24 protein-coding genes are annotated in these 19,426 nt (G+C 75.1%); 5 read left to right on the plus strand and 19 right to left on the minus strand.

Annotated elements, in window-relative coordinates; genetic code table 11:
- Position 1 precedes the first annotated feature (1 nt).
- Genes MTO91_RS10765 through MTO91_RS10775 form a run of 3 tightly spaced genes read right to left on the minus strand, consistent with a single transcriptional unit; the run spans position 2 to position 2,461 of the window.
- Positions 2-676, minus strand: coding sequence for a response regulator (locus MTO91_RS10765; RefSeq protein WP_405417846.1), 675 nt, complete (start codon positions 674-676; stop codon positions 2-4).
- Positions 673-1,854: a sensor histidine kinase gene (locus MTO91_RS10770; RefSeq protein ID WP_476654416.1), complete on the minus strand. Its 1,182-nt coding sequence runs from the start codon at positions 1,852-1,854 to the stop codon at positions 673-675. The genes MTO91_RS10765 and MTO91_RS10770 overlap by 4 nt, the downstream gene beginning before the upstream one ends.
- Before the next feature lie 7 nt (positions 1,855-1,861).
- A complete protein-coding gene (locus tag MTO91_RS10775; RefSeq protein ID WP_405417842.1) occupies positions 1,862-2,461 on the minus strand; it encodes a hypothetical protein in 600 nt (199 codons plus the stop codon).
- A gap of 189 nt (positions 2,462-2,650) precedes the next feature.
- Between MTO91_RS10775 and MTO91_RS10780 the strand changes: the two genes are divergently transcribed.
- Together MTO91_RS10780 and MTO91_RS10785 are read left to right on the plus strand one after the other, a co-directional pair.
- Positions 2,651-3,442 carry a hypothetical protein gene (locus tag MTO91_RS10780; protein ID WP_476654417.1) on the plus strand — a complete coding sequence of 264 codons (792 nt, stop codon included), beginning with the start codon at positions 2,651-2,653 and terminating at the stop codon, positions 3,440-3,442.
- Between the two features lie 71 nt (positions 3,443-3,513).
- Positions 3,514-3,708: a hypothetical protein gene (locus MTO91_RS10785; protein WP_226356320.1), complete on the plus strand. Its 195-nt coding sequence runs from the start codon at positions 3,514-3,516 to the stop codon at positions 3,706-3,708.
- Positions 3,709-3,765: 57 nt separating this feature from the next.
- Here MTO91_RS10785 and ligD read toward each other — a convergent pair whose 3' ends face one another.
- The 16 genes from ligD to MTO91_RS10865 form a co-directional block, all read right to left on the minus strand.
- Positions 3,766-4,728 (minus strand): non-homologous end-joining DNA ligase LigD, encoded by a 963-nt coding sequence (ligD, locus tag MTO91_RS10790; RefSeq protein WP_405417837.1) that lies wholly within the window; start codon positions 4,726-4,728, stop codon positions 3,766-3,768.
- A gap of 3 nt (positions 4,729-4,731) precedes the next feature.
- Entirely contained in the window at positions 4,732-5,706 is a 975-nt protein-coding gene (locus MTO91_RS10795; protein ID WP_251786147.1) for a glycine betaine ABC transporter substrate-binding protein, read from the minus strand.
- Positions 5,707-5,865: 159 nt separating this feature from the next.
- Positions 5,866-6,837, minus strand: a complete 972-nt coding sequence (locus tag MTO91_RS10800) for a glycine betaine ABC transporter substrate-binding protein (RefSeq protein ID WP_476654418.1) — start codon at positions 6,835-6,837, stop codon at positions 5,866-5,868.
- 55 nt (positions 6,838-6,892) lie between these two features.
- A complete protein-coding gene (locus MTO91_RS10805) occupies positions 6,893-7,699 on the minus strand; it encodes an ABC transporter permease (RefSeq protein WP_346107135.1) in 807 nt (268 codons plus the stop codon).
- Entirely contained in the window at positions 7,696-8,748 is a 1,053-nt protein-coding gene (locus MTO91_RS10810) for an ABC transporter ATP-binding protein (protein ID WP_251786464.1), read from the minus strand. Before MTO91_RS10810 ends, MTO91_RS10805 begins: the two co-directional genes overlap by 4 nt.
- Before the next feature lie 13 nt (positions 8,749-8,761).
- The gene (locus tag MTO91_RS10815; protein ID WP_476654419.1) at positions 8,762-9,445 is read right to left on the minus strand and encodes an ABC transporter permease; all 684 of its coding nucleotides are present in this window, start codon (positions 9,443-9,445) and stop codon (positions 8,762-8,764) included.
- 410 nt (positions 9,446-9,855) lie between these two features.
- Entirely contained in the window at positions 9,856-11,436 is a 1,581-nt protein-coding gene (locus MTO91_RS10820) for an alpha/beta hydrolase (RefSeq protein WP_476654420.1), read from the minus strand.
- A gap of 53 nt (positions 11,437-11,489) precedes the next feature.
- Positions 11,490-12,242, minus strand: a complete 753-nt coding sequence (locus MTO91_RS10825) for a 3-hydroxybutyrate dehydrogenase (RefSeq protein WP_178375173.1) — start codon at positions 12,240-12,242, stop codon at positions 11,490-11,492.
- A 67-nt stretch (positions 12,243-12,309) separates the two neighbouring features.
- On the minus strand, positions 12,310-12,987 hold the full coding sequence (locus MTO91_RS10830) for an alkaline shock response membrane anchor protein AmaP (RefSeq protein WP_476654421.1): 678 nt from the start codon (positions 12,985-12,987) through the stop codon (positions 12,310-12,312).
- A complete protein-coding gene (locus tag MTO91_RS10835; RefSeq protein WP_251786154.1) occupies positions 12,987-13,535 on the minus strand; it encodes a DUF6286 domain-containing protein in 549 nt (182 codons plus the stop codon). The genes MTO91_RS10830 and MTO91_RS10835 overlap by 1 nt, the downstream gene beginning before the upstream one ends.
- A 43-nt stretch (positions 13,536-13,578) precedes the next feature.
- On the minus strand, positions 13,579-14,007 hold the full coding sequence (locus MTO91_RS10840; protein ID WP_476654422.1) for an Asp23/Gls24 family envelope stress response protein: 429 nt from the start codon (positions 14,005-14,007) through the stop codon (positions 13,579-13,581).
- Positions 14,004-14,180 carry a hypothetical protein gene (locus MTO91_RS10845; protein WP_167410056.1) on the minus strand — a complete coding sequence of 59 codons (177 nt, stop codon included), beginning with the start codon at positions 14,178-14,180 and terminating at the stop codon, positions 14,004-14,006. The genes MTO91_RS10840 and MTO91_RS10845 overlap by 4 nt, the downstream gene beginning before the upstream one ends.
- Positions 14,177-14,524 carry a hypothetical protein gene (locus MTO91_RS10850; RefSeq protein ID WP_476654423.1) on the minus strand — a complete coding sequence of 116 codons (348 nt, stop codon included), beginning with the start codon at positions 14,522-14,524 and terminating at the stop codon, positions 14,177-14,179. Before MTO91_RS10850 ends, MTO91_RS10845 begins: the two co-directional genes overlap by 4 nt.
- Positions 14,525-14,542: 18 nt before the next feature.
- A complete protein-coding gene (locus MTO91_RS10855; protein WP_476654424.1) occupies positions 14,543-14,923 on the minus strand; it encodes a hypothetical protein in 381 nt (126 codons plus the stop codon).
- Between the two features lie 2 nt (positions 14,924-14,925).
- Positions 14,926-15,420, minus strand: a complete 495-nt coding sequence (locus tag MTO91_RS10860) for an Asp23/Gls24 family envelope stress response protein (RefSeq protein ID WP_062402422.1) — start codon at positions 15,418-15,420, stop codon at positions 14,926-14,928.
- 98 nt (positions 15,421-15,518) lie between these two features.
- A complete protein-coding gene (locus tag MTO91_RS10865) occupies positions 15,519-16,241 on the minus strand; it encodes a dihydrofolate reductase family protein (RefSeq protein WP_476654425.1) in 723 nt (240 codons plus the stop codon).
- 161 nt (positions 16,242-16,402) lie between these two features.
- Between MTO91_RS10865 and MTO91_RS10870 the strand changes: the two genes are divergently transcribed.
- Genes MTO91_RS10870 through MTO91_RS10880 form a run of 3 tightly spaced genes read left to right on the plus strand, consistent with a single transcriptional unit; the run spans position 16,403 to position 19,418 of the window.
- Positions 16,403-17,428 (plus strand): FecCD family ABC transporter permease, encoded by a 1,026-nt coding sequence (locus MTO91_RS10870; RefSeq protein ID WP_476654850.1) that lies wholly within the window; start codon positions 16,403-16,405, stop codon positions 17,426-17,428.
- Positions 17,425-18,525, plus strand: coding sequence for a FecCD family ABC transporter permease (locus MTO91_RS10875; protein WP_476654426.1), 1,101 nt, complete (start codon positions 17,425-17,427; stop codon positions 18,523-18,525). Before MTO91_RS10870 ends, MTO91_RS10875 begins: the two co-directional genes overlap by 4 nt.
- Complete coding sequence (locus tag MTO91_RS10880; protein WP_224402842.1) at positions 18,522-19,418, plus strand: ABC transporter ATP-binding protein; 897 nt, start codon at positions 18,522-18,524, stop codon at positions 19,416-19,418. The genes MTO91_RS10875 and MTO91_RS10880 overlap by 4 nt, the downstream gene beginning before the upstream one ends.
- Positions 19,419-19,426 lie beyond the last annotated feature (8 nt).

A 19,426-nucleotide genomic window follows, 5' to 3' on the forward strand; every position in this document is an offset into this window, starting at 1 on the left:
GTCACCGCCGTGGGTCCACCAGCCCGCTGCGGAAGGCGAGGATCACCGCGTTCGTCCGGTTCCCCGTCCCGGTCTTCATGAGGATCCGGTTGACGTGGGTGCGGACGGTCGCGCCGGACAGCACGAGCCCCGCGGCGATCTCGTCGTTGGACCGTCCGTGCGCCATGAGGGTCAGCACCTCGCGCTCACGCGCGGTGAGCCGGGCCAGGAGCTGGGGCGGGTCGTCGCGGTCGGGGTCGGTGGCCACGAGCGCGGCGATCACCCGGCTCGCGACGGCCGGGTCCAGCCACGCGTCGCCCGCCGCGACCCGGCGCACCGCCGGGACCAGGTCCGCCGGGGCCGCGTGCTTGAGCAGGTAGCCGCTGGCACCCGCGCGCAGGGCGCCGTACACGGCGTCGTCGTCGTGGAAGGTGGTGAGCACCAGTACGCGGGTCAGCAGGTCCGGGTCGTCGGCCCGGTCCGCGGTGATCGCCCGCGTGGCGGCGGTCCCGTCGGTGCCCGGCATCCGCAGGTCCATCACGACGACGTCCGGGCGGTCGCGCCGCACCAGCTCGACCGCGGCGGCGCCGTCGGCGGCCTCACCGACCACGGCCAGGTCCGGGGCGCTGCGCAGGAGCATGCCCACACCGGTGCGGACGAGCGGGTCGTCGTCGGCGACGACCACGGTGACGGTCACCGCGCCCCCGCCCCGGAGCCGTCGAGCGGGAGCTCGGCACGCAGGACGAACCCGTCGCCGCCCGGGCCGGACTCGATGTGCCCGCCGACCAGCGCGGCCCGTTCGGCGAGCCCGCGCAGCCCGTGCCCGCCGACCGGCAGCCCGTGGTCCGGGCCGGCGATCCCCGGGGAGCTGCGCACGGTGATCCGCAGCCGTCCGGGCTCCCACAGCTCGTGCACCCGGACCAGTGCCCCGGCGCCGCCGTGCTTGATCGCGTTGGCGAGCCCCTCCTGCACGACCCGGAAGGCGGTCAGCTCCACGCTCGGGTCGGCCCGGCCCGGAGCGCCGTCGACGACGTGCTCGACGTCGAGCCCGGACGCGCGGGAGGTCTCCAGCAGGTGCGGCACGTCGGCCAGGCGCGGTGCGACGACGCCGTCCCCGGCCGGGTCCGGGCCGGGGGAGTGCGCGCGCAGCAGCCCCAGCATCCGGTGCATCTCGGTCATCGCCGTCACCCCGCTCGCCTCCACCGCCGCCAGCGCGGCGACCACCTCGGCCCGGGTCGGGTCGTCGTCGGGGCCCGCGGTCAGGCGGACCCGGGCCCCCGCGGTCTGCAGGACCATCGCGCTGACCGTGTGCGCCACGATGTCGTGCAGCTCCCGGGCCAGGTGCAGCCGCTCGGCCCGGACGGCGTCGGCGGCGTCGCGCTCGCGCAGCTGCTCCACCAGCCGTGTCCGCCGCTCGGCGAGGTGGGTGAGCCGCCCGACCGCCCAGACCGCGGCGAGGACGACGGCCCAGGCCAGGCACAGCGCGGCGAAGAAGCGCGACCCCACCCCACCGGCGGCGTTGGCGTTGCTCACCGCGAGCGGGACCGGGCTCGCCGCGAGCACCGCGAGCGAGTACCGGGCCGGCGCCCGGCAGGCGACGGCGTGCAGCGCCACGAGGAGCCCCGCGAACGGGGCGAACCCGGGCAGCACCAGCCCGGCCAGCGCCCAGCACCACTGGAGGGCGAACACCCGGTACGGGTACCGCCACCGGAGCAGCAGCGTCGCCAGCACGACCACCTCGGCGACCGGCACCACCCACGCCGGGAGCTCCCCGCCGCCGCGCAGCCTGCTGTCGCCGCCGTGTACGTAGAGGTCGGCCCCGACCGCCAGCCCGACGACCAGGATCTCGCCGACCGAGCGGCGCCGGGTGGTCATCACGTCCCTACCGGCAGAAGATCCCGAGGAAGCTGCACAGGATCGACGGGGACTCCGGCGGCGGCCGACGCCCGCCCTCGCCGTCACCCGGGCCGGCCGGCGGCCCGGTGCCGACGCCCGTGCCGTCCTCCTCCGCGTCGCCGGAGTCCGGGACATTGCGACCGGGGGACGGGTCACCGGTCCCACCGGACCGCCCACCGGGACCCGGGTCGACCGTGGCACCCGGGTCGACGGCGGGGGCGGCCGGGCGGGTCACGGCGTCGTACGGGGTGAGCAGGTGCGCCGCGACCGCCTCCTCGCTGCCGAAGCCGTCCGTCCCGGCCCGCGACGACGGCGTCGCCAGCACCAGCCCGACGACCGGCTCGTCCGCCCCGGCCGGGGACCGGCCGCTGACCTGCACCCCCGCGACGTCGATCACCTCGGTGCCGGCCGGGTCCCAGCCGCACACCGCGACCCGGACGGGTGTGGGGCCCTCGCCGTCCCGCAGTCGTCGCGACAGCGGTGGGTGGACGAGGACGGCGGTGGGCGTCACCAGGGTTCCGGTCCCGCCGAGCTCCGGGCGGCCGCCGGCGCCCGGCAGGAGGATCGCCACGAGTGAGTCGGTCATGTCGATCAGCCTCGCGGGCCCACCGACCGGTGTCATCAACTCTCTGCGGTACGTGCGGTCGAACCGTTGCGGCAGCGCCGGGATACGCCGCCGCGCCGATTCCGCGGGCGCCGCCGGTGCCCAGGATCGGACGGCACCGGGACACGGCGACACCGCCGGCGGAGCGCCCGGGGTGAGGGGACACCCACGATGACGACACCGACGACGACACCGACGACGACCACCGGCCGGCCGGCCGGGACCCGACGGCCCCGGGCGGCGCTCGGTGCCGTCCGTCGCCTCGGCGTGGCCGCGGCGCTCGGTGCCGCGCTGCTCGCCGGCGGCGCCGGCACCGCGCTCGCCGCCCCGCCGACGACGCCCGCCCCGGCGGGTCCGGCGCCCGCCGCGCTGCCCTACGGCCCCTACACCTGCAAGAGCGGCTTCGTGTGGCGGGAGATCGGGCCGAGCGACCCGGTCTGCGTGAGCGTCGCCTCGCGCACCACCGCCCGCGCCGAGACCGCGGCGGGCCCCGCGAACCGCGCCGGGTCCGGACCGTACGGCCCGGACACCTGCAAGCCGGGCTTCGTGTGGCGGGAGGCCCAGCCCTCCGACCACGTCTGCGTGTCGTTCTCCGGCGCGGCCCGGGACCGGGTGCGGAGCGAGAACGGCAACGGCGTGCTCAACCTCGCCGACCCCGCCGGCGTCCCGTACGGACGGGTGTCGATCACCAACAGCCGTGACCAGCTGTCCTGCTACATGTACGGCAGCGGGCGGGCCACCCCCGGCGCCGAGCAGTGGTTCTGGAGCGTCGGGGTCCCCGGGTACGGCACGATCCGGGCGGGCGTCGCGCGGGCCGACGGCGCCGGGGTCGTCCCGTCGACCAAGCTGCGCGACGTCTACCGCAACGGCAACGGTCCACTGGGGATCCCGGTCGTCGTCGCCGACACCGCCACCGGGGTGGTGACCCGCGCCGGCACCACCAACTCCTACGGCAACTGCTGAGCCCACGCCCCGCCCGGCCCCCTCGTCCGACGGGGCCGGGCGGGGCACCCGGGGTGGCACAATCGTCTGCCATGTACGCGGTCCTCGACGACGGCCCCTACGCAGGCGAGCAGGTGCGCATCGACCCCGACGCCACCGGCCGTCCGCCGCGGACGATCGAGCTGTCCGACCCCGGCGGGGACCCGAGGGGCTACGTCCTGATCGGCCCGCACGCCGACGCCGACCGCTGGATCTACCGGCGCGCCCGCGGCGACGTCGACGAGTGATCACCGGTTGTGGAGCGCAGCGTCCGCGAGGCGGGCCGGATCCTCCACAACGGGTGATCACTCACCGCGTTCGCGGGCGCGCTTGCGGCGCTTCCCCTCGTGCATGGCCGCGACCCGCGGCACCGGGATCGCCCGGCCCTCGGTGAGCAGGACCTCCGGCAGCGGGGCCGGCGCGGGACGCAGCTCCGCCCAGGTCGGACGGCCCGCGAGCAGCCCGGCCACCGTGCCCACCGTGAAGTCGGCGGGCGTGACCCGGTCCAGCTCGTCCCAGGTGAGGGGGAACGACACCGGCAGGCCGGGGCGGGTGCGCGGGCTGTAGGGCGCGGCGAGGGTGGCTCCGCCCACGCGCGTCGGGTCGAGGAAGACCCGGCCGCCGCGGTCGTCCCGGATGAACGCGGTCGTCGCGACGTCGGGGGCCAGCGCCGCGGCACGGGCGCACACCGCGCGGGTCGCGGCGAACGCGTCGTCGACCGGGAGCGGCTCCGACAGCGGGACCACCAGGTGCAGGCCGGTCGCGCCGCTGGTCTTCACCGCGGCGGCGAGGCCCAGCTCGGCCAGCGCCGCCCGGACCGGGTGCGCGGCCGCGACGACCCGGTCGAAGCCGGCGCCGTCGGGCGGGTCGAGGTCGACGACGAGCTCGCCGGTGGTCGTCGCACCGTGCGGCACGAGCGTCGGGTGGAACTCGACGGCGCGCTGGTTGCCGAACCACAGCAGCGTGCGGCGGTCGTGGCAGAGCGGGTAGTGCACGGTGCGCTGCGACGAGTCCGCCCACACGTCCACGGTGGGAATCCAGTCGGGCGCCCCGCGCGGGAGGTTCTTCTGCATGAACGGCGCCTGGCCGGGGCGGGCCCGCACCACCGACAGGGGCCGGTCGGCCAGCGCGGGGAGCAGCAGCGCGGCGACGGCGTCGAGGTGGTCGAGCAGGGCCCGTTTGGTGACGCCGGCGCCGTCGAAGGCCTCGGCGTCGAGACTGGTGAGCTCCACGCCGTCGCGGACCTCGTCGACCTGCCGGCGCGCCACGGCTCAGCTCCCGATGAACCCGCGCTCGGCCAGCCAGGCCCGCGCGACGTCACGGGGGCTCTGCCCGCCTGCGGAGACCCGGCCGTTGAGCTGCTGCATGGTCTGCTGGTCCAGGGCCGCGGTGATCGGGGCGAACAGGTCGGCGACCTGCGGGGCCCGGTCGAACACGTCGGCCCGGAAGACCGGGACCGCGCTGTAGGTGATGTGGTAGCCGCGGTCGTCGGTGAGGACCTTCAGGCCCAGCGCCGGGATGCGGCCGTCGGTGGCGGCGACCTCGCCGAACAGGCAGACGCCGTCGGCGGTGGACTGGAAGATCAGACCCTGTTCGAGGGTCTCGCGGCGGTCGCGGGGGAGCTCGAAGCCGTAGGCGCGCTGGAGCCCGGCGAGGCCGTCGGCGCGGGAGGCGTACTCGGTCTCGACGCAGACGTCGCCGGGCTGTCCGGAGCGGACGTAGGCGGCCATGTCGCTGATCGTGTTCAGGTTCAGCCGCGCCGCGGTCGCCCCGTCGACGACGAAGGAGTACGTGTTGTCGAACCCGGCGCGGTCCAGCCACACCACGCCGTTCTGCGCGCGGTCGCGGGTGCGCAGCTCGGCGAGGACCTGGTCGTCGGGGAGGGGACGGGTCTCGCGCAGGTACGACGCCCACGCCGTGCCGGTGTACTCCCAGTAGGTCGAGATGTCCCCGGACAGCAGCGCCTGCCGGGTCACGTCGGAGCCCCCGACGTTGCACCGGTCGGTCACCGAGGCCCCGGCGGACTCCAGCGCCGCGATCGAGATCTGGCAGAGGATCTGCTGTTCGTCGAAGTTCTTCGATCCGACGACGTAGGTCCGGCCGGACAGGTCGACGCGCGGGGCGAGCGATCCGGCGGAGGCCCGCGGCCCGCCTCCGGCGAGCCCGGTGCAGCCGCCCGCCAGCAGCGCGACGGCGAGCAGGGCCGGGACCAGCGTCCGCAGCCTGCGGCCGGGGAAGGGACTCACGGGATCGTCCTGGTTCGCGGGGATGGGTGGTCCGGCCAGCCGACCACGTTCCGTCCGTCGGCGCAACGCCCACGCACACACGGTGATCGACCCGGAACACACCGCGTCCCCGCACCCGGTGGAGCCGGGGCGGGGACGCGGTGGGCGTACCGGGACACCTCAGCCGATGAAGCCCTTCTGGGTCAGCCACTCACGGGCGACGTCGCGCTCGTTCTGGCCGAAGGAGGACACCTTGCCGTTCAGGTCGAGGATGGTGTTGTAGTCCAGGGCCTGGGCGATCGGTGCCAGCACCTCCCGGACGGCGGGGTTGGCGTTGTAGACGTCGGCCCGGATGGTCGGCGCCGCGTTGTAGGTGACGTGGTACTTCTTGTCGTCGTCGAGGACCTTGAGCTTCAGGCCGGGGATGCGGCCGTCGGTGGTGAAGACCTCGCCGAACAGGCACTTGTTGTCGGCGGTCGCCTGGTAGATCACGCCGGTGGCGAGCACCTGCGGGTTCTGGGCGGTGAAGCCGTAGGTCTTCTCCAGGCCGCGCAGGCCGTCGTCACGCGAGTTGTACTCGGTCTCCACGCACATCGAGCCGGCCGGCGCCTTGCCCGCCTTGATGTAGTCCGCCATCTGCGACAGCGTCGTGATGCCGAGCTCCTGCGACTTCGCCTCGGTCATGGCGAAGGCGTAGGTGTTGTTGAAGTTGGCCTTGTCCAGCCACTGGATCTTGTTCTGCTCCAGGTCGCGCTGGGCGACGAGGTTGTAGAGCTCGTTGTCGTCGGTGATCCGGCGGGTCTCCTTGAAGAAGGACGCCCAGGCGGTACCGGTGTACTCCCAGTAGATGTTGATGTCCCCGGCCAGCAGTGCCTGGCGGGTGACGTCGGTGCCACCGGTGTTGCAGCGGTCGGTGACGCTGCCGCCTGCCGACTCGAGGGCGGCGACGGTGATCTGGCAGAGCACCAGCTGCTCGTCGAAGTTCTTGCCGCCGACGACGTAGTTCTGTCCGCTCAGGTTGCCGGCCTGGGCCAGGGAGCCGCCCGAGGCCGAGGGGCCGCTGCCGCTCAGGCCGCCACAGCCCGCCAGGGCGAGCGCCGCCGCGGCGGCCATCGCCGTCAGGGCGAGACGCCGGGATCGTCCGAACTTCACGTGTCCTCCAGGGAATGCGGTACTGCGGGGATTCGGGGGCGAACGGGGGCCCGCGTCAGCCGGCGTTGCGGCGGACGGCGTACTCGGCGAGACCGGCGAGCCAGTCCACGATCAGGGCCAGCGCGGCGACGATGGTCGCCGCGACGAGGGTTCCGGTGGGGCGGCCGAGCTCGAGCATCCCCTTGATCGGCTCGCCGAGACCGCCGGCGCCGACGTAGGTGGCCAGGGCCGCGGTGCCGACGTTCAGGACGAGCGCGACGCGGACACCGGCGACCATGACCGGCGTCGCCAGCGGCAGCTCGACGCGCAGCAGCGTCTGCCGCGCCGACATCCCGATGCCGCGGGAGGCCTCGATCAGCGCCTTGTCGACCTGCTGCAGACCGACGACGGTGTTGGTGAGCACCGGCAGCAGCGCGGCCAGCGCGAGCGCGACGACGGCCGTCGGCAGGCCGAGACCGAGCGGGGAGAACGCGAGCAGCACGATCACACCGAACGCGGGCAGCGCCTGCATGAACCCGGTGAACGCCAGGATCGGACGCTGGATGCGACGCGCGGACGGACGGCTGATCGCGATGCCGGCCGGGATCGCCACGATGATCACGACGAGGGTGGACAGCCCGGTCAGGATCAGGTGCTCGCCGAGCCGCTGCCCGAGCGAGGACGCGTTGATGACCGAGGCCTCGACGTCGTCGAGCCCCTGGGACGCGGCGTAGATCAGCACCAGCACCACGCCGGCGACGGCGATGAGCGGGTTGACGATGAGCGACCGGTCCAGCCGCCGCGTCCTGCGGACGACCGGCTCGGCCGAGGGCGACCCGGACGGCGCGGCCGCGCCGGTCTCCTCGGCGGCGGGGGCGCTCACGAACCGGCCTTGGTCTTGAGGCCCTCGACCAGGTCGCGCCACCAGAGCGCGCCCTGCAGCTTCTGCTGCTCGTCGACCACACCGACCAGCTCGGTCTGGGAGTCGAGCATGACGTCGACGGCGTCGTAGACCGTGCCGGTGCGCGGGACCGTCACCAGCTTCGGCAGGTCGGCGGTGCCCGGCAGGTACGCCCAGCGCACCGGGCGGCCCTCGGCGTCGGCCTCGTAGGTGGGGGAGCCGTTGCGGGCGGCGGTCCCGTCGAGGTCGACCGACTGCAGCTCCAGGCGGGACAGCTCCAGCAGCGACAGCCGTCGGACCGCGGCGCCGGCGCCGACGAACTCGGCGACGAAGTCGTTGGCCGGGTGGGTCAGGATCATGTCGGGCGTGTCGTACTGCTGCAGCGTGCCGCCGGGCCCGAACACCGCGATCCGGTCGCCGAGCTTGACCGCCTCGGTGAGGTCGTGGGTGACGAAGCAGATGGTCTTGGCGATCTGCTGCTGCAGCTCGAGGAACTCGTCCTGGATGCGCTCGCGGGTGATCGGGTCGATCGCGCCGAACGGCTCGTCCATCAGCATCACCGACGGGTCCGCGGCGAGCCCGCGGGCGACGCCGACGCGCTGCTGCTGGCCGCCGGAGAGCTGGCGGGGGTAGCGGTCGCGGTACATCTTCGGCTCGAGCCCGACCAGGTGGAGCAGCTCGTCGACCCGGGCGGTGATCCGGTTGCGGTCCCAGCCGAGGATCCGCGGGACGACGGCGATGTTGTCGCCGATCGTGAAGTGCGGGAACAGGCCGACCTGCTGGATGACGTAGCCGATGCGGCGGCGCAGCTCGTCGGCGTTGACGTCGGTGACGTCGTCGCCGTCGAGCAGGATGCGGCCGGTGGTGGGCTCGATGAGCCGGTTCATCATCTTCAGCGTGGTCGTCTTGCCGCAGCCGGACGGCCCGATGAACATCGAGATGGTGCCCTCGGGTACGTGCAGGTCGAGCTCCTGCACGGCCGGGGCGGTGGACTTCGGATAGGTCTTGCTGATGCCTTCGAGAGCGATCATCGGCTTGCCGGAATCAGACACGGATCCCCCTCGGGGTGGTGAAACGCTGCACGATCCAGAAGACGACCTCGTAGACCGCAGCCACGACGAGGCAGCCGAGCGTGGCCGCCAGAACCTGGTTGAACGAGTTGACCGATCCCAGCCGTTGCAGGCCGAGGAAGAGCGAGGAGCCGAAGCCCGGGCCGTTGATGGCGCCGGCGACGACCGCGATACCGATGATGATCAGGACGGCGACCCGGATGCCGGAGAGGATCACCGGCCAGGCCAGCGGCAGCTGGATGGTGAACATCCGCCGGACCGAGCCCATCCCCATCCCGCGGGCGGACTCGAGGACGGCGTCGTCCACCGAGGAGAGCCCGGCCACGACGTTACGCAGCACCGGGTAGATCGCGTAGATCGTCAGCGCCGTCAGCGACGGCGTGACGCCGAGCCCCAGGATCGGCTGCAGCAGACCGAACAGCGCCAGCGACGGGATCGTCAGTGCCGCGGAGAACACGATCAGCAACGCCTCGCGGGAGCCCGCCCGGACCGGCCGGCTCCACGAGTCGGGAGTCAGCCGATTGGTGTGCAGCAGGGTGCCCGCCACCAACGAGATCACGACCGCGATTCCGACCGAGATCGCGACCAGCAGGAAATGCTGCTGGCCGTAGAACATCAACTGGTTCAGCTGGGTGCCGACATAGGTGAAGAAATCCACCGTGCTCCTTCCGCCCGGGGTCCGTGCCCGCCGCTCGGGGCAGGAGCACGGTCCTTCCGCACCACTCGTCGTCGGGTCCGTTCGGCGTTACACCCACCCGAACGACGTGACCGGGAGTTCGTGTACGCCCACCGGTGTGGTGGGAACGACCTGCGGTCTCCCGCTCGCCGGACGGAGCCTAGCCGCAGAACGGTGGCCCCGGTAAGCCGAACGGACTGTTCCGCGACGATGGCGTAGCCATTCCGGAAACGTTTCGTACGCCCGTTGTCGCAGGTGAGGATGGGCGACAACGCCGTTCCCGCAACCGTCCCGGAAATCGGCGGATACGCAATCGTGACCTTCTGCGCCGGTTTCGTCGCATCCCGACCATGGTCCGGACCTACCCAGGGTGAGCCGCCCGGAGCACGCGGTTACGGCGGGCAGACCACGGGCTGGGAGGGCGCCCGGCCGGTCAGCAGCGCCCGGTCGACGACGTCGGTGACGCACGGGGTGCGCGGGTAGGCCCCGGTCCCGCTGCCCTGCCAGCGCACCAGCCGCCCCGTCGCGAGCTGCTGGGCGGTCCGCTCGGCACCGCTCTGCGGCGACCGCGGGTCCTGCGCGGTCCCGATCACGACGACCGGGGGCGGGGGAGCGCCCCGCGGCGCCGCCGGGGTGACCGGCCCGCCCGACGGCCACGGCCCGCAGGCCACGAGCTCCTGCGCCGCCGCGACCCCGAACAGCGGGAAGCGCTGCGCCCACTGCCCGGCCAGGTCCGCGGCCTCACCCGGGGTGACCCGCACCCGGCTGTCGTTGCAGCGGGTGGCCAGGGTGGCGTCGAAACGGCCCTGCGGACCCCCGAGCGGGGCGAGGATGCGGACCAGCCCCGCCGGGTCGCCGTCGCCGGCCGCGACCAGCGCGGACTGCAGCTCCGGCCAGCGCGCGGGCTGGGACATGACCGACCGGACCGCGCGCAGCGTCGCGCCCGCGGTGACCGCGTCGCCGTCGCCGACGGGCAGCGCGGTGCGGGACAGGCGGAACACGAGCTCGTCGAGGTAGCCGCGCGGGTCGGGACCCAGCGGGCAGGTCGGCGACGCGGTGCAGGCCCCGGCGAAGGCGTCGAAGGCCTTCTCCGCCGCCGCGGTCGTGGTCTCGGTCCGGGCCGGCTCGTCGAGAGTGGGGTCACCGGGTCCGTCGAGCACGACCCGCCCGACGGAGCCCGGGTGGGCGCCGATCCAGGCGGCCGCCGCGTCGGCACCGTCGCCGACGGCGAGCAGGTCCAGCCGGGCCGCGCCCAGCACGGACCGCAGCGACTCCAGGTCGTCGGCACCGCTCGCGGCGCGGTAGCTGGTCACCGTGCCCGACAGCAGCAGGTTGCAGTCCTGCACGACCTCGCGGGCCCGCTCCAGCAGCGCCGTCATGGCGGCCTCGTCGCGGCGGTCCGGCCCGGCGTCGAGCAGGGCGGCGCGGGCGTCGACCGGGGCGCAGTCGAGCAGGTCCTCCCCGGCGCCGCGGCGGTCCACGCCGATCACCTGGTAGCGGTCGAGGACGGCGGTGGGGAGCCGGGCGGCGAGGCTCACCGCCGCCCGTGCGGACCCGTCGGTGCCGGTGTCACCCAGCACGACCAGCGCCGGGCGCCCCTTCGCCGCGCCGGGTGTCGTGACCCGGGTCAGGCCGAGCCGGGCCGGTCCGAGCTCGGGACGGTCCCGGTCGGCGGGCACGGTCAGCCGGGCGCAGCCGACGGACAGCACGCGCCCGGCGGGCAGCGGGGTGCCCGCCGTGGTCAGCGCCGCGGCCGTGTCGGCGGTGCAGTCGGTGAACCCGGTGGTGCGGACCGGGTCGGAGTCGGGCAGCAGGTCCGGGTCGGCGGGCGGGCCCGCGGCCGACGTCGGGGGCGCGGCGGGCAGCTGTTCGCCCCGCACCGCCACCGGCGGCCGCTGCGACGGCCCGACCGCACACCCGGCGAGCAGCAGTACGGCGAGCAGCAGGACCCCGAGCACACTCCACCGCCGCACGAGCACCGATCATGCCCGTACCGGGGTGTGGCCGCGGTGAGCGCCCGCACCCCCTACCGGGCGGTCCAGCCGCCGTCCTGGGACAGCGACGTGCCGGTGATCGACGCCGACGCCGGCCCCCACAGCAGCGCGGCCAGCTCCGCGGTCTCGGCGGGCTCGATCAGCCGCTTCACCGCCACCGGGGTGAGCATGATCTTCGTGACGACCTCGTCCTCGGAGATCCCGTGCGTGCGGGCCTGGTCGGCGATCTGGGCCTCGACCAGCGGCGTGCGCACGTAGGCGGGGTTGATGCAGTTGCTGGTGACGCCGTGCTCGGCGCCCTCCAGCGCGGTGACCTTCGACAGGCCCTCCAGGCCGTGCTTGGCCGAGACGTAGGCGGACTTGTACGGCGAGGCCCGCAGGCCGTGCGCGGAGGAGATGTTCACGACCCGCCCCCAGCCTCGGGCGTACATGTGCGGCAGCGACCGGCGGATCAGCCGGAACGGCGACTCCAGCATCAGGCGCAGGATGTTCGAGAACATCTCCGGGTCGAACTCCTCCAGCCGCGAGACGTGCTGGCGGCCGGCGTTGTTGACCAGGATGTCGACGTCGGTGGGCAGCTGCTCCACGGCGTCGAGGTCGGACAGGTCGCAGCCCAGCGGCGTGACCAGGTCGCTCTGGGCGGCCAGTGGGGCCACCCGGTCCTCGGCGAGGTCCACCGCGTACACCCTCGCCCCGTCGGCGACGAGCCTGCGGGCCACGGCGGCCCCGATCCCGCTGCCCGCCCCGGTGACGAGGGCCGTCCTGCCGTCCAGCACTGCGCTCATGCCGACGACCGTACGGTCGCCGACCGGTCCGGACCCTGTGAGCCGGGTCACGGACCCGGCCGGTGGGTCAGGAGACCCGCGGGCGGTCGTCGCGGCGGGCCGCGTCCAGCTCCAGGCGCACCGCGACGGGCAGGTCCGCCATCCCCAGCGCGTCGCGGATCCCGGGCAGGATCTCGGCGTCGAGGCGGCGGCAGATCTCGCTGACCTCCCCGTCGGCGACGTCCTCGCCGACCCACACGGTGGCGCGCACCGCGGGCGCGGAGGTGCTGCCGACCATCCGGGCGCGGGCCCGGGTCACCCCGGGCAGCGTGGCGGCCCCGTCGGCGACGGCGTCGGCCGCGGCGGAGGCGCCGATCCGGATCTCGGTGTCCGGGCCGCCGTCCAGGACCAGGTCCGGCCGGCTCTCCGGGCGCAGCGACCGCGCGGTCCACCAGACTCCGAGCAGCACCAGCACGAGACCGGCCAGGATCGCGACCAGGCGGGCGGCGGTGCCGTTGGCCAGCAGGAACTGCTCGACCACCGGGTCCAGCAGCGGGCGCTGCGGGCGGCCCCGCCCGAAGACCCCGGTCACCAGCAGCACGGTGAGCACGCCGACGGCGAGCAGCACCAGGCCGAGCAGGACGAGCCCGCCGCGGGCGCCGCCCGCGGAGCGGTACTGGGCGCGCCGCGCGGTCCGGGCGGCGCGGCGCGGGTTCGGGCCGGAGGTCCCCGGCGTGCTCCCCGTCGAGGTCACGGCGTCGGCCATCACTGCACTCCCTTCGAGCCCGGCTGCTCCGGGGTGGCGCGCACGGTCAGGCGCGGGCGCCGCGCGAGGGGCAGCGCGTCGAGGACGCCGGAGGCGGCACCGCGGGCCGCCTCACGCAGCGCGTCGGTGTCGCCGCGGCCGCGGGCGTTCACCACGACCGACCGGGCCGACGCGGTCACCGACGCCGCGGTGACCGGGTCCGCGGCCCGGACCCGGGTGCCGACCAGCCGGGCCAGCACCCGCGGCGCGGTGGCGACGGTGAGCCCGGGCGACGGCGCGTCGAGGGCGACGTCGTGGCGGCGGGCGAGCAGCCCGACGAGCAGCAGCACGGCCCCGGCGACGATCACCCCCACGGCGATCCAGAGCACCGGCTGGGCGGTCCACAGGGTGTTCTGGACGGTGGTGCGCCAGTCCCGCCAGGGGACGAGCAGCCCGGCGCCGGAGACCCGGCCGACCCAGGCGGCCACCACCTCGACGACGACGAGCGCGCCGATCGCGGCCACCACCAGGCTCAGCAGCGGCGCGAGAACGCGGAGCAGGACACGCACGGGCCCGGCCTCCCTCTTCCGACTCGTTCAGGATCCGACGGTTCTACTGCACGCGCGGGGAGTCCGGGCGCGGCCGGCCGTCCTCCGGCCGGAGGGCCTCGACCTCGACGGTCAGGCCGCGCAGCCGGTGCCCGGTGGTACGACGGAGGTCGGCGTCGATCCGCTCCCGGACGTCGGCGACGGCGGCCCGCACCGACCCGGGGTGGGCCAGGGTGAGCCGCAGCCGGACGTCGACCTCACCGGCGTCGCCGGTCACGGCGCCGACGGCGGCCCCGACCGTGCCCCGTGCCGGACCGGGCCGCCGGGTCACCCGTGCGGTCGGCCCGGACTCGCCGACGTCGAGCCCGGCGACCCGCCGGGCGCGGTGCCGGGTGGCCGGGGCGGTGTCCGCGGCGTACTCGACGATCTTGCGCAGCACCGCCGGGTCGATCTCCAGGACACCGCGCTCGGCGGGGTCGGGGAGGGTGCTCACCGGTCGCGGCCCCGGCCGAGGCCGGACAGGTCCAGCTCGCCGTCGAGGAGGCGGCCGACGACCAGGCCGATGATGCCGAGCACCAGGGTGATGACGAAGGCGAGGAAGCCGCCGGTGGCACCGGCGACTCCCAGCAGGAGGCCCGCGAGCAGGCCGGTCTGGGTGGCGTTCATGGAAGGTCCTCTCCGGGACGGGTGGAGCGGGGGGCGTGCCGGCCGGGCCGGTCGACCCGGGGGTGCGTGCGACGTCGGATGGTGCGGATCAGGGCCACCAGGACCCGGGTCGGCAGCGGCAGGTCGGGCACGATCTCGATCGGTGCGTCGTAGCGGCGGTCGTCCGGGTCGGGCGTCCGGCCGGTGTCCCGCCCGGACGCCATCGCGCGGAAGCGGGCCAGCCCGGCGCGGAAGACCTCGGGGTCACCGCCGCGGTCGGGGTGGTGGGTACGGACGAACGAGCGGTAGGCCGACCGCTGCGCGGGGGTCAGGCCCCCGTGCCCGCCGGGATCCGGCTCGTCCATCCCGTACCCACCTCCACCTCAGGGGACCTCCACGTCCGCGACCGTCACGTCGACGGGGACCCCGTCGACCAACGGCGCGAGGGACGCCCGCAGCGCCGCGACGGTAGCCGGGATCGGCCGGTCCAGACGCAGCACCACCCCGATCTCGACCGGTTCGTCGGTACGGCCGACGAGCACGCCGACCAACCGCCGCCCGGACAGCCAGGTCGCGACGGTCCCGAAGGCGCCGCCGTCGAGCCGCACCACCGACGGGTGCGCGACGACGGCCTCGGCGACCAGCTCGGCCAGCGCGGCCGGTGCCGGTTCCCGGCGCCGCTGCGCAGCGACCTCCGCCGCACCGGGCGGACCGGTGACGACGGCGGCGGGGGACCGGGCACCGGGCGGGGTCGGCTCGGGCACCGTCACTCCACGACGCGGCCGGTCGGGGCGGGAGCCACCGGGGCCTCGTCGCGGTTGTCGTCCTCGCCGGCCAGGTGGATGTCGTTCACCGAGATGTTGACCTCGATGACCTCCAGCCCGGTCATCCGCTCGACGGCGCCGACGACGTTGCGGCGGACCGCGGAGGCCAGGTCGGCGATGGCGACGCCGTACTCGACGACGACGTCCAGGTCGACCGCGGCCTGCTTCTCGCCGACCTCGACGGCCACGCCCGCGACGGTGGAGGCGCCGCTGGTGCCGCCGCCGGGGATGCGCTCGCGCAGCGCACCGAAGGCGCGGGACGCGCCGGAGCCCATCGAGTACACGCCGGAGACCTCGCGCGCGGCGATGCCGGCGATCTTCTGGACGACGGACGCGGCGATGGTGGTGCGGCCCTGGCCGGTGCCGTCGGCGAGGCGTCCCGCGGGGGCCGCGGCCGGGGTGGTGGCGGGGGTGGTGGTCGGGGTGCCGGAGGTCATCGGTGCTCCTCTCACGGGCCGGCCCCGGGTGGGGGCCCGCCGCGGTGCGTGTGGTGTCCCCCGTGGGATGCCCGTCCGTGGCCCTCCCTCACGGTGGTTCACTCGTTCGGCGGAGCCGGGGTCCCGTGGGCGGCGCGGACGTAGTGCAGCAGCAGGGTCCCGTCGGCGGCCGCCTCGTGGTCCGCCAGGTTCAGCGCGCGCGGTACGGGCAGGGACCGCGGCCCGGTCGCGATCCGCCCCTCCGGGCCCCCGACCAGCACCGGGACCAGGGTGAGGCGCAGCTCGTCGACGACGTCGGCCCCGACCAGCGCGCCGAGCAGGGTCGGCCCGCCCTCGCACAGCACGGAGGTGTGGCCGCGGCGGGCGAGCGCGGCGAGCAGCGCGGCGGGGGAGAGGTCGTCGAGCAGCACGACCTCGGCCCCCGCGGCGGCCAGCGCGGCGCGCCGGTCCGCGGGGGCGGCGGCCGTGGTCAGCACGACCGGCGCCGTGACGGTGTCGGTGAACAGCCGCGCACCCGGGTCCAGCCCGGCCGACCCGCTCACGACGACGACCGGCGGGGGCGGCCCGGGCGGCCGCCCGTCCGGCCCGGGACGGCGTGGCCGGACGCCCCGGTAGTCCTCGTCCCGCGCGGTGCCCGCCCCGACGAGCACGCAGTCGGCCGACCGTCGCAGGGCGCGGAACAGGTCGCGGTCGGCCGGGGTGGACAGGCCGCCGGACCCCGCTCCGCCCGCCGTCACGGCCCCGTCGGCGGAGCTGACCATGACCGCGGTGACCCGCGGCCGGACGGGCGGGGGGCCGGACGCGGAGGGCTCGATGGGCACCGCCCGAGCATCCCGCCGCGCGGGCGACGTGACGCACGGGGGTGTTCTGTCGTAGGGCAGCCTCACTTATGGTGAGCGGAGCCGCACCGGACGGGTGGGGCCATCCGGTCGAGCAGGGGGCCACGAGCAAGGTGAACGCGATCCGCGTCCGACCACCGTCGGTGGAACAGCCGTCGCCCCCACGGCGGTCGCTCCGGCGCAGACGGCTGCTCGGCCTCGCCGCGCTGACCACGGCGCTGCTGCTCGCGGTACTCGCCAGCATCGCGATCGGGACCAAGGTCATCCCGGTGAACGAGGTGTTCTCCGCGCTGGTCGCCCCGACCGGGAGCGAGAACGACGTGGTCGTCCGTTCCCTGCGGATCCCGCGCACCCTGCTCGGGGTACTGGTCGGGATCGCGCTCGGCCTGGCCGGCGCGCTCGTGCAGGGCTTCACCCGCAACCCGCTCGGCGACCCCGGCCTGCTGGGCGTCAACGCGGGTGCGGCGTTCTTCGTCGTCATCGGCATCTACGTCTTCGGTGTCAGCACGCTGTTCGGCTACGTCTGGTTCGCCTTCGCCGGGGCGCTGGTCGCCAGCGTCGTGGTGTTCGTGATCGGCACCCGGGCACCCGGCGGTGCCACCCCGGTGTCGCTGGCCCTCGCCGGTGCCGCCGTCAGCTTCCTGCTGCAGGCGGGCACGTCCTCGGTGGTGCTGCTCGACGAGACCAGCCTCGACGCCTACCGGTTCTGGGTGGTCGGATCGCTCGCCGGGCGCGACGCCGCGGTCGGCGGCCAGGTGGTGTGGTTCATCCTCGCGGGCACGGCGCTGGCGCTGGCCAGTGCGCCCGCCCTCAACGCGCTCTCCCTCGGCGACGACGTCGCCACCTCGCTGGGGCACTCGGTCCGCCGGACCCGGGTCGTCGGCGTCGTCGCGATCACGCTGCTCGCGGGGGCGGCCACCGCCGCCTGCGGGCCGATCGTGTTCCTCGGACTGATCGTGCCGCACGTCGTGCGGGTGTTCACCGGGCCCGACCACCGCTGGCTGCTGCCCGCCTCCGGGCTCGCCGGGGCGGTGCTGCTGCTGCTCGCCGACGTCGTCGGACGGGTGGTGGCCCGCCCCGGTGAGCTGCAGGTCGGCATCGTGGTCGCGCTGATCGGCGGGCCGTTCTTCATCGCGCTCGTGCGCCGTCGCAAGCTGGGGGCCGTGTGAGCACCGTGACCGAACCCGGCCCGCCGAGCACGGTGGCCGTCCCCGGCCGCCGCGCCGTGCGCACGGGCCGCTTCTCCGGCGTGCTGCGCGTCCGCACCGCCGTCGTGCTGCTCGCCTGTGCCGTCGCGCTGGTGCTCGCCGCCGCGGTCAACATGGGCCGCGGCGACTACCCGATCGCGATCACCGACGTGCTGGCGACGCTGTTCGGCGGTGGCGACGCCGGTCAGCAGCTCGTCGTGCTCGAGCTGCGGCTCCCGCGCACCCTGGTCGGTGCGCTGGTCGGCGGCGCGCTCGCCGTCTCCGGCGCGATCCTGCAGTCGGTCGCCCGCAACCCCCTCGCGAGCCCGGACATCATCGGCGTCCAGTGGGGCGCCAGCGCGGCGGCGGTGTTCGTCATCGTGCTCGGGGGCGGCGTGGCCGGGGTCGGCGGCGCCTTCGCCTCGCTCGGCATCCCGCTCGCCGCCCTGATCGGCGGGCTCGTGTCGTCGGTCGCGGTGTACGTCCTGGCCTGGCGCAAGGGCATCCAGGGCTTCCGGCTCGTGCTGATCGGCATCGGCATCCAGGCCGTGCTCGTCGCCGCGGTGCAGTGGCTGCTGACCGTCGCCCAGATCTACCAGGCCGCCCAGGCCCAGGTCTGGCTCAACGGCAGCCTGAACGCGCGCAGCTGGAACGAGGTCGTCCCGCTGTCGATCTCCATGCTGGTGCTCGTGCCCGCGGCGCTGGCCCTGGTGCACCTGCTCGGCGCCCTGCGCTTCGACGACGACACCGCCCGCGGCCTCGGCGTACGGGTGAACGGCGCCCGCACCGCGCTGCTGCTCGTCTCCGTCGGGCTCGCCTCGGTCGCGACCGCGGCCGCCGGCCCGATCGCCTTCATCGCACTGGTCACCCCGCAGATCGCGCGCCGGCTCTGCCGGGTCGGGACCCCGCCGATCGGGGTCTCGCTCGTGCTGGGCGCGGCGCTGACCGTGCTGTCCGACCTGATCGCCCGCACCGCACTGGGGTCGGTCGAGCTCCCGGTCGGCATCGTGACCGCGGTGCTCGGCGCCCCGTTCCTGCTGTACCTGCTCGCCCGCACCCGCCAGGAGGCCCGTCGATGAGCACCGTCGAGGACATCAGCGTCGCGGAGGCCACCACCTCCCGGACGACGACGGCGGGCGACCCCGTCCGTCCCGGTGTGGTCCGGCTGTCGGCCGAGCAGGTCACGCTCGGCTACGGCGACCGCACCATCGTCGACGGGCTCGACCTGGAGGTGCTGCCCGGCGCGGTCACCACCGTCATCGGCCCGAACGGCTGCGGCAAGTCCACCGTGCTGCGCGCGCTGGGGCGGCTGCTGCCCGCCCGGACCGGTCAGGTGCTGCTCGACGGCAAGCGGATCGACCGCACCCCGACCAAGGAGGTCGCCCGGGTCCTGGGGATCCTGCCGCAGTCGCCGCTGGCGCCCGAGGGGCTGACCGTCGGCGACCTCGTCGCCCGCGGGCGGCACCCGCACCAGGCCTGGTACCGGCAGTGGTCCTCGGACGACGAGCGCGCCGTCGCCGAGGCGCTGACCTGGACGGGCCTGTCCGACCTCGCCGAGCGCCCGGTCGACGAGCTGTCCGGCGGCCAGCGCCAGCGGGCCTGGATCTCGATGGCCCTGGCTCAGGAGACCGACCTGCTGCTGCTCGACGAGCCGACCACCTTCCTCGACCTGGCCCACCAGGTCGACGTGCTGGAGCTGGTGCGGCGGCTGCAGTCCGAGGCGGGCCGCACCGTGGTCATGGTGCTGCACGACCTCAACCTGGCCGCCCGCTACGCCGACCGGCTCGTCGCGATGAAGGACGGCCGGATCGTCGCGGCGGGGTCGCCGTCCGAGGTCGTCACCGAGGAGCTGCTGGCCGACGTGTTCGGGCTGCGCGCCCGGGTGCTGCCCGACCCGGTGACCGGCACCCCGCTGGTCGTGCCGGACGCGGGTCCGTCGCTGCGCGCCCCGGAGCCGATCGCCGAGGCATGATCTCCGGC

Source organism: Pseudonocardia sp. 2-7, assembly GCF_056341085.1.

Coding starts and splice junctions, on each gene's coding strand:
- MTO91_RS10770 (WP_476654416.1), bottom strand. CDS start 1,854: ATGACCACCCGGCGCCGCTCGGTCGGCGAGATCCTGGTCGTCGGGCTG.
- MTO91_RS10775 (WP_405417842.1), bottom strand. CDS start 2,461: ATGACCGACTCACTCGTGGCGATCCTCCTGCCGGGCGCCGGCGGCCGC.
- MTO91_RS10780 (WP_476654417.1), top strand. CDS start 2,651: ATGACGACACCGACGACGACACCGACGACGACCACCGGCCGGCCGGCC.
- MTO91_RS10785 (WP_226356320.1), top strand. CDS start 3,514: ATGTACGCGGTCCTCGACGACGGCCCCTACGCAGGCGAGCAGGTGCGC.
- MTO91_RS10810 (WP_251786464.1), bottom strand. CDS start 8,748: ATGATCGCTCTCGAAGGCATCAGCAAGACCTATCCGAAGTCCACCGCC.
- MTO91_RS10825 (WP_178375173.1), bottom strand. CDS start 12,242: ATGAGCGCAGTGCTGGACGGCAGGACGGCCCTCGTCACCGGGGCGGGC.
- MTO91_RS10830 (WP_476654421.1), bottom strand. CDS start 12,987: ATGGCCGACGCCGTGACCTCGACGGGGAGCACGCCGGGGACCTCCGGC.
- MTO91_RS10845 (WP_167410056.1), bottom strand. CDS start 14,180: ATGAACGCCACCCAGACCGGCCTGCTCGCGGGCCTCCTGCTGGGAGTC.
- MTO91_RS10850 (WP_476654423.1), bottom strand. CDS start 14,524: ATGGACGAGCCGGATCCCGGCGGGCACGGGGGCCTGACCCCCGCGCAG.
- MTO91_RS10860 (WP_062402422.1), bottom strand. CDS start 15,420: ATGACCTCCGGCACCCCGACCACCACCCCCGCCACCACCCCGGCCGCG.
- MTO91_RS10880 (WP_224402842.1), top strand. CDS start 18,522: ATGAGCACCGTCGAGGACATCAGCGTCGCGGAGGCCACCACCTCCCGG.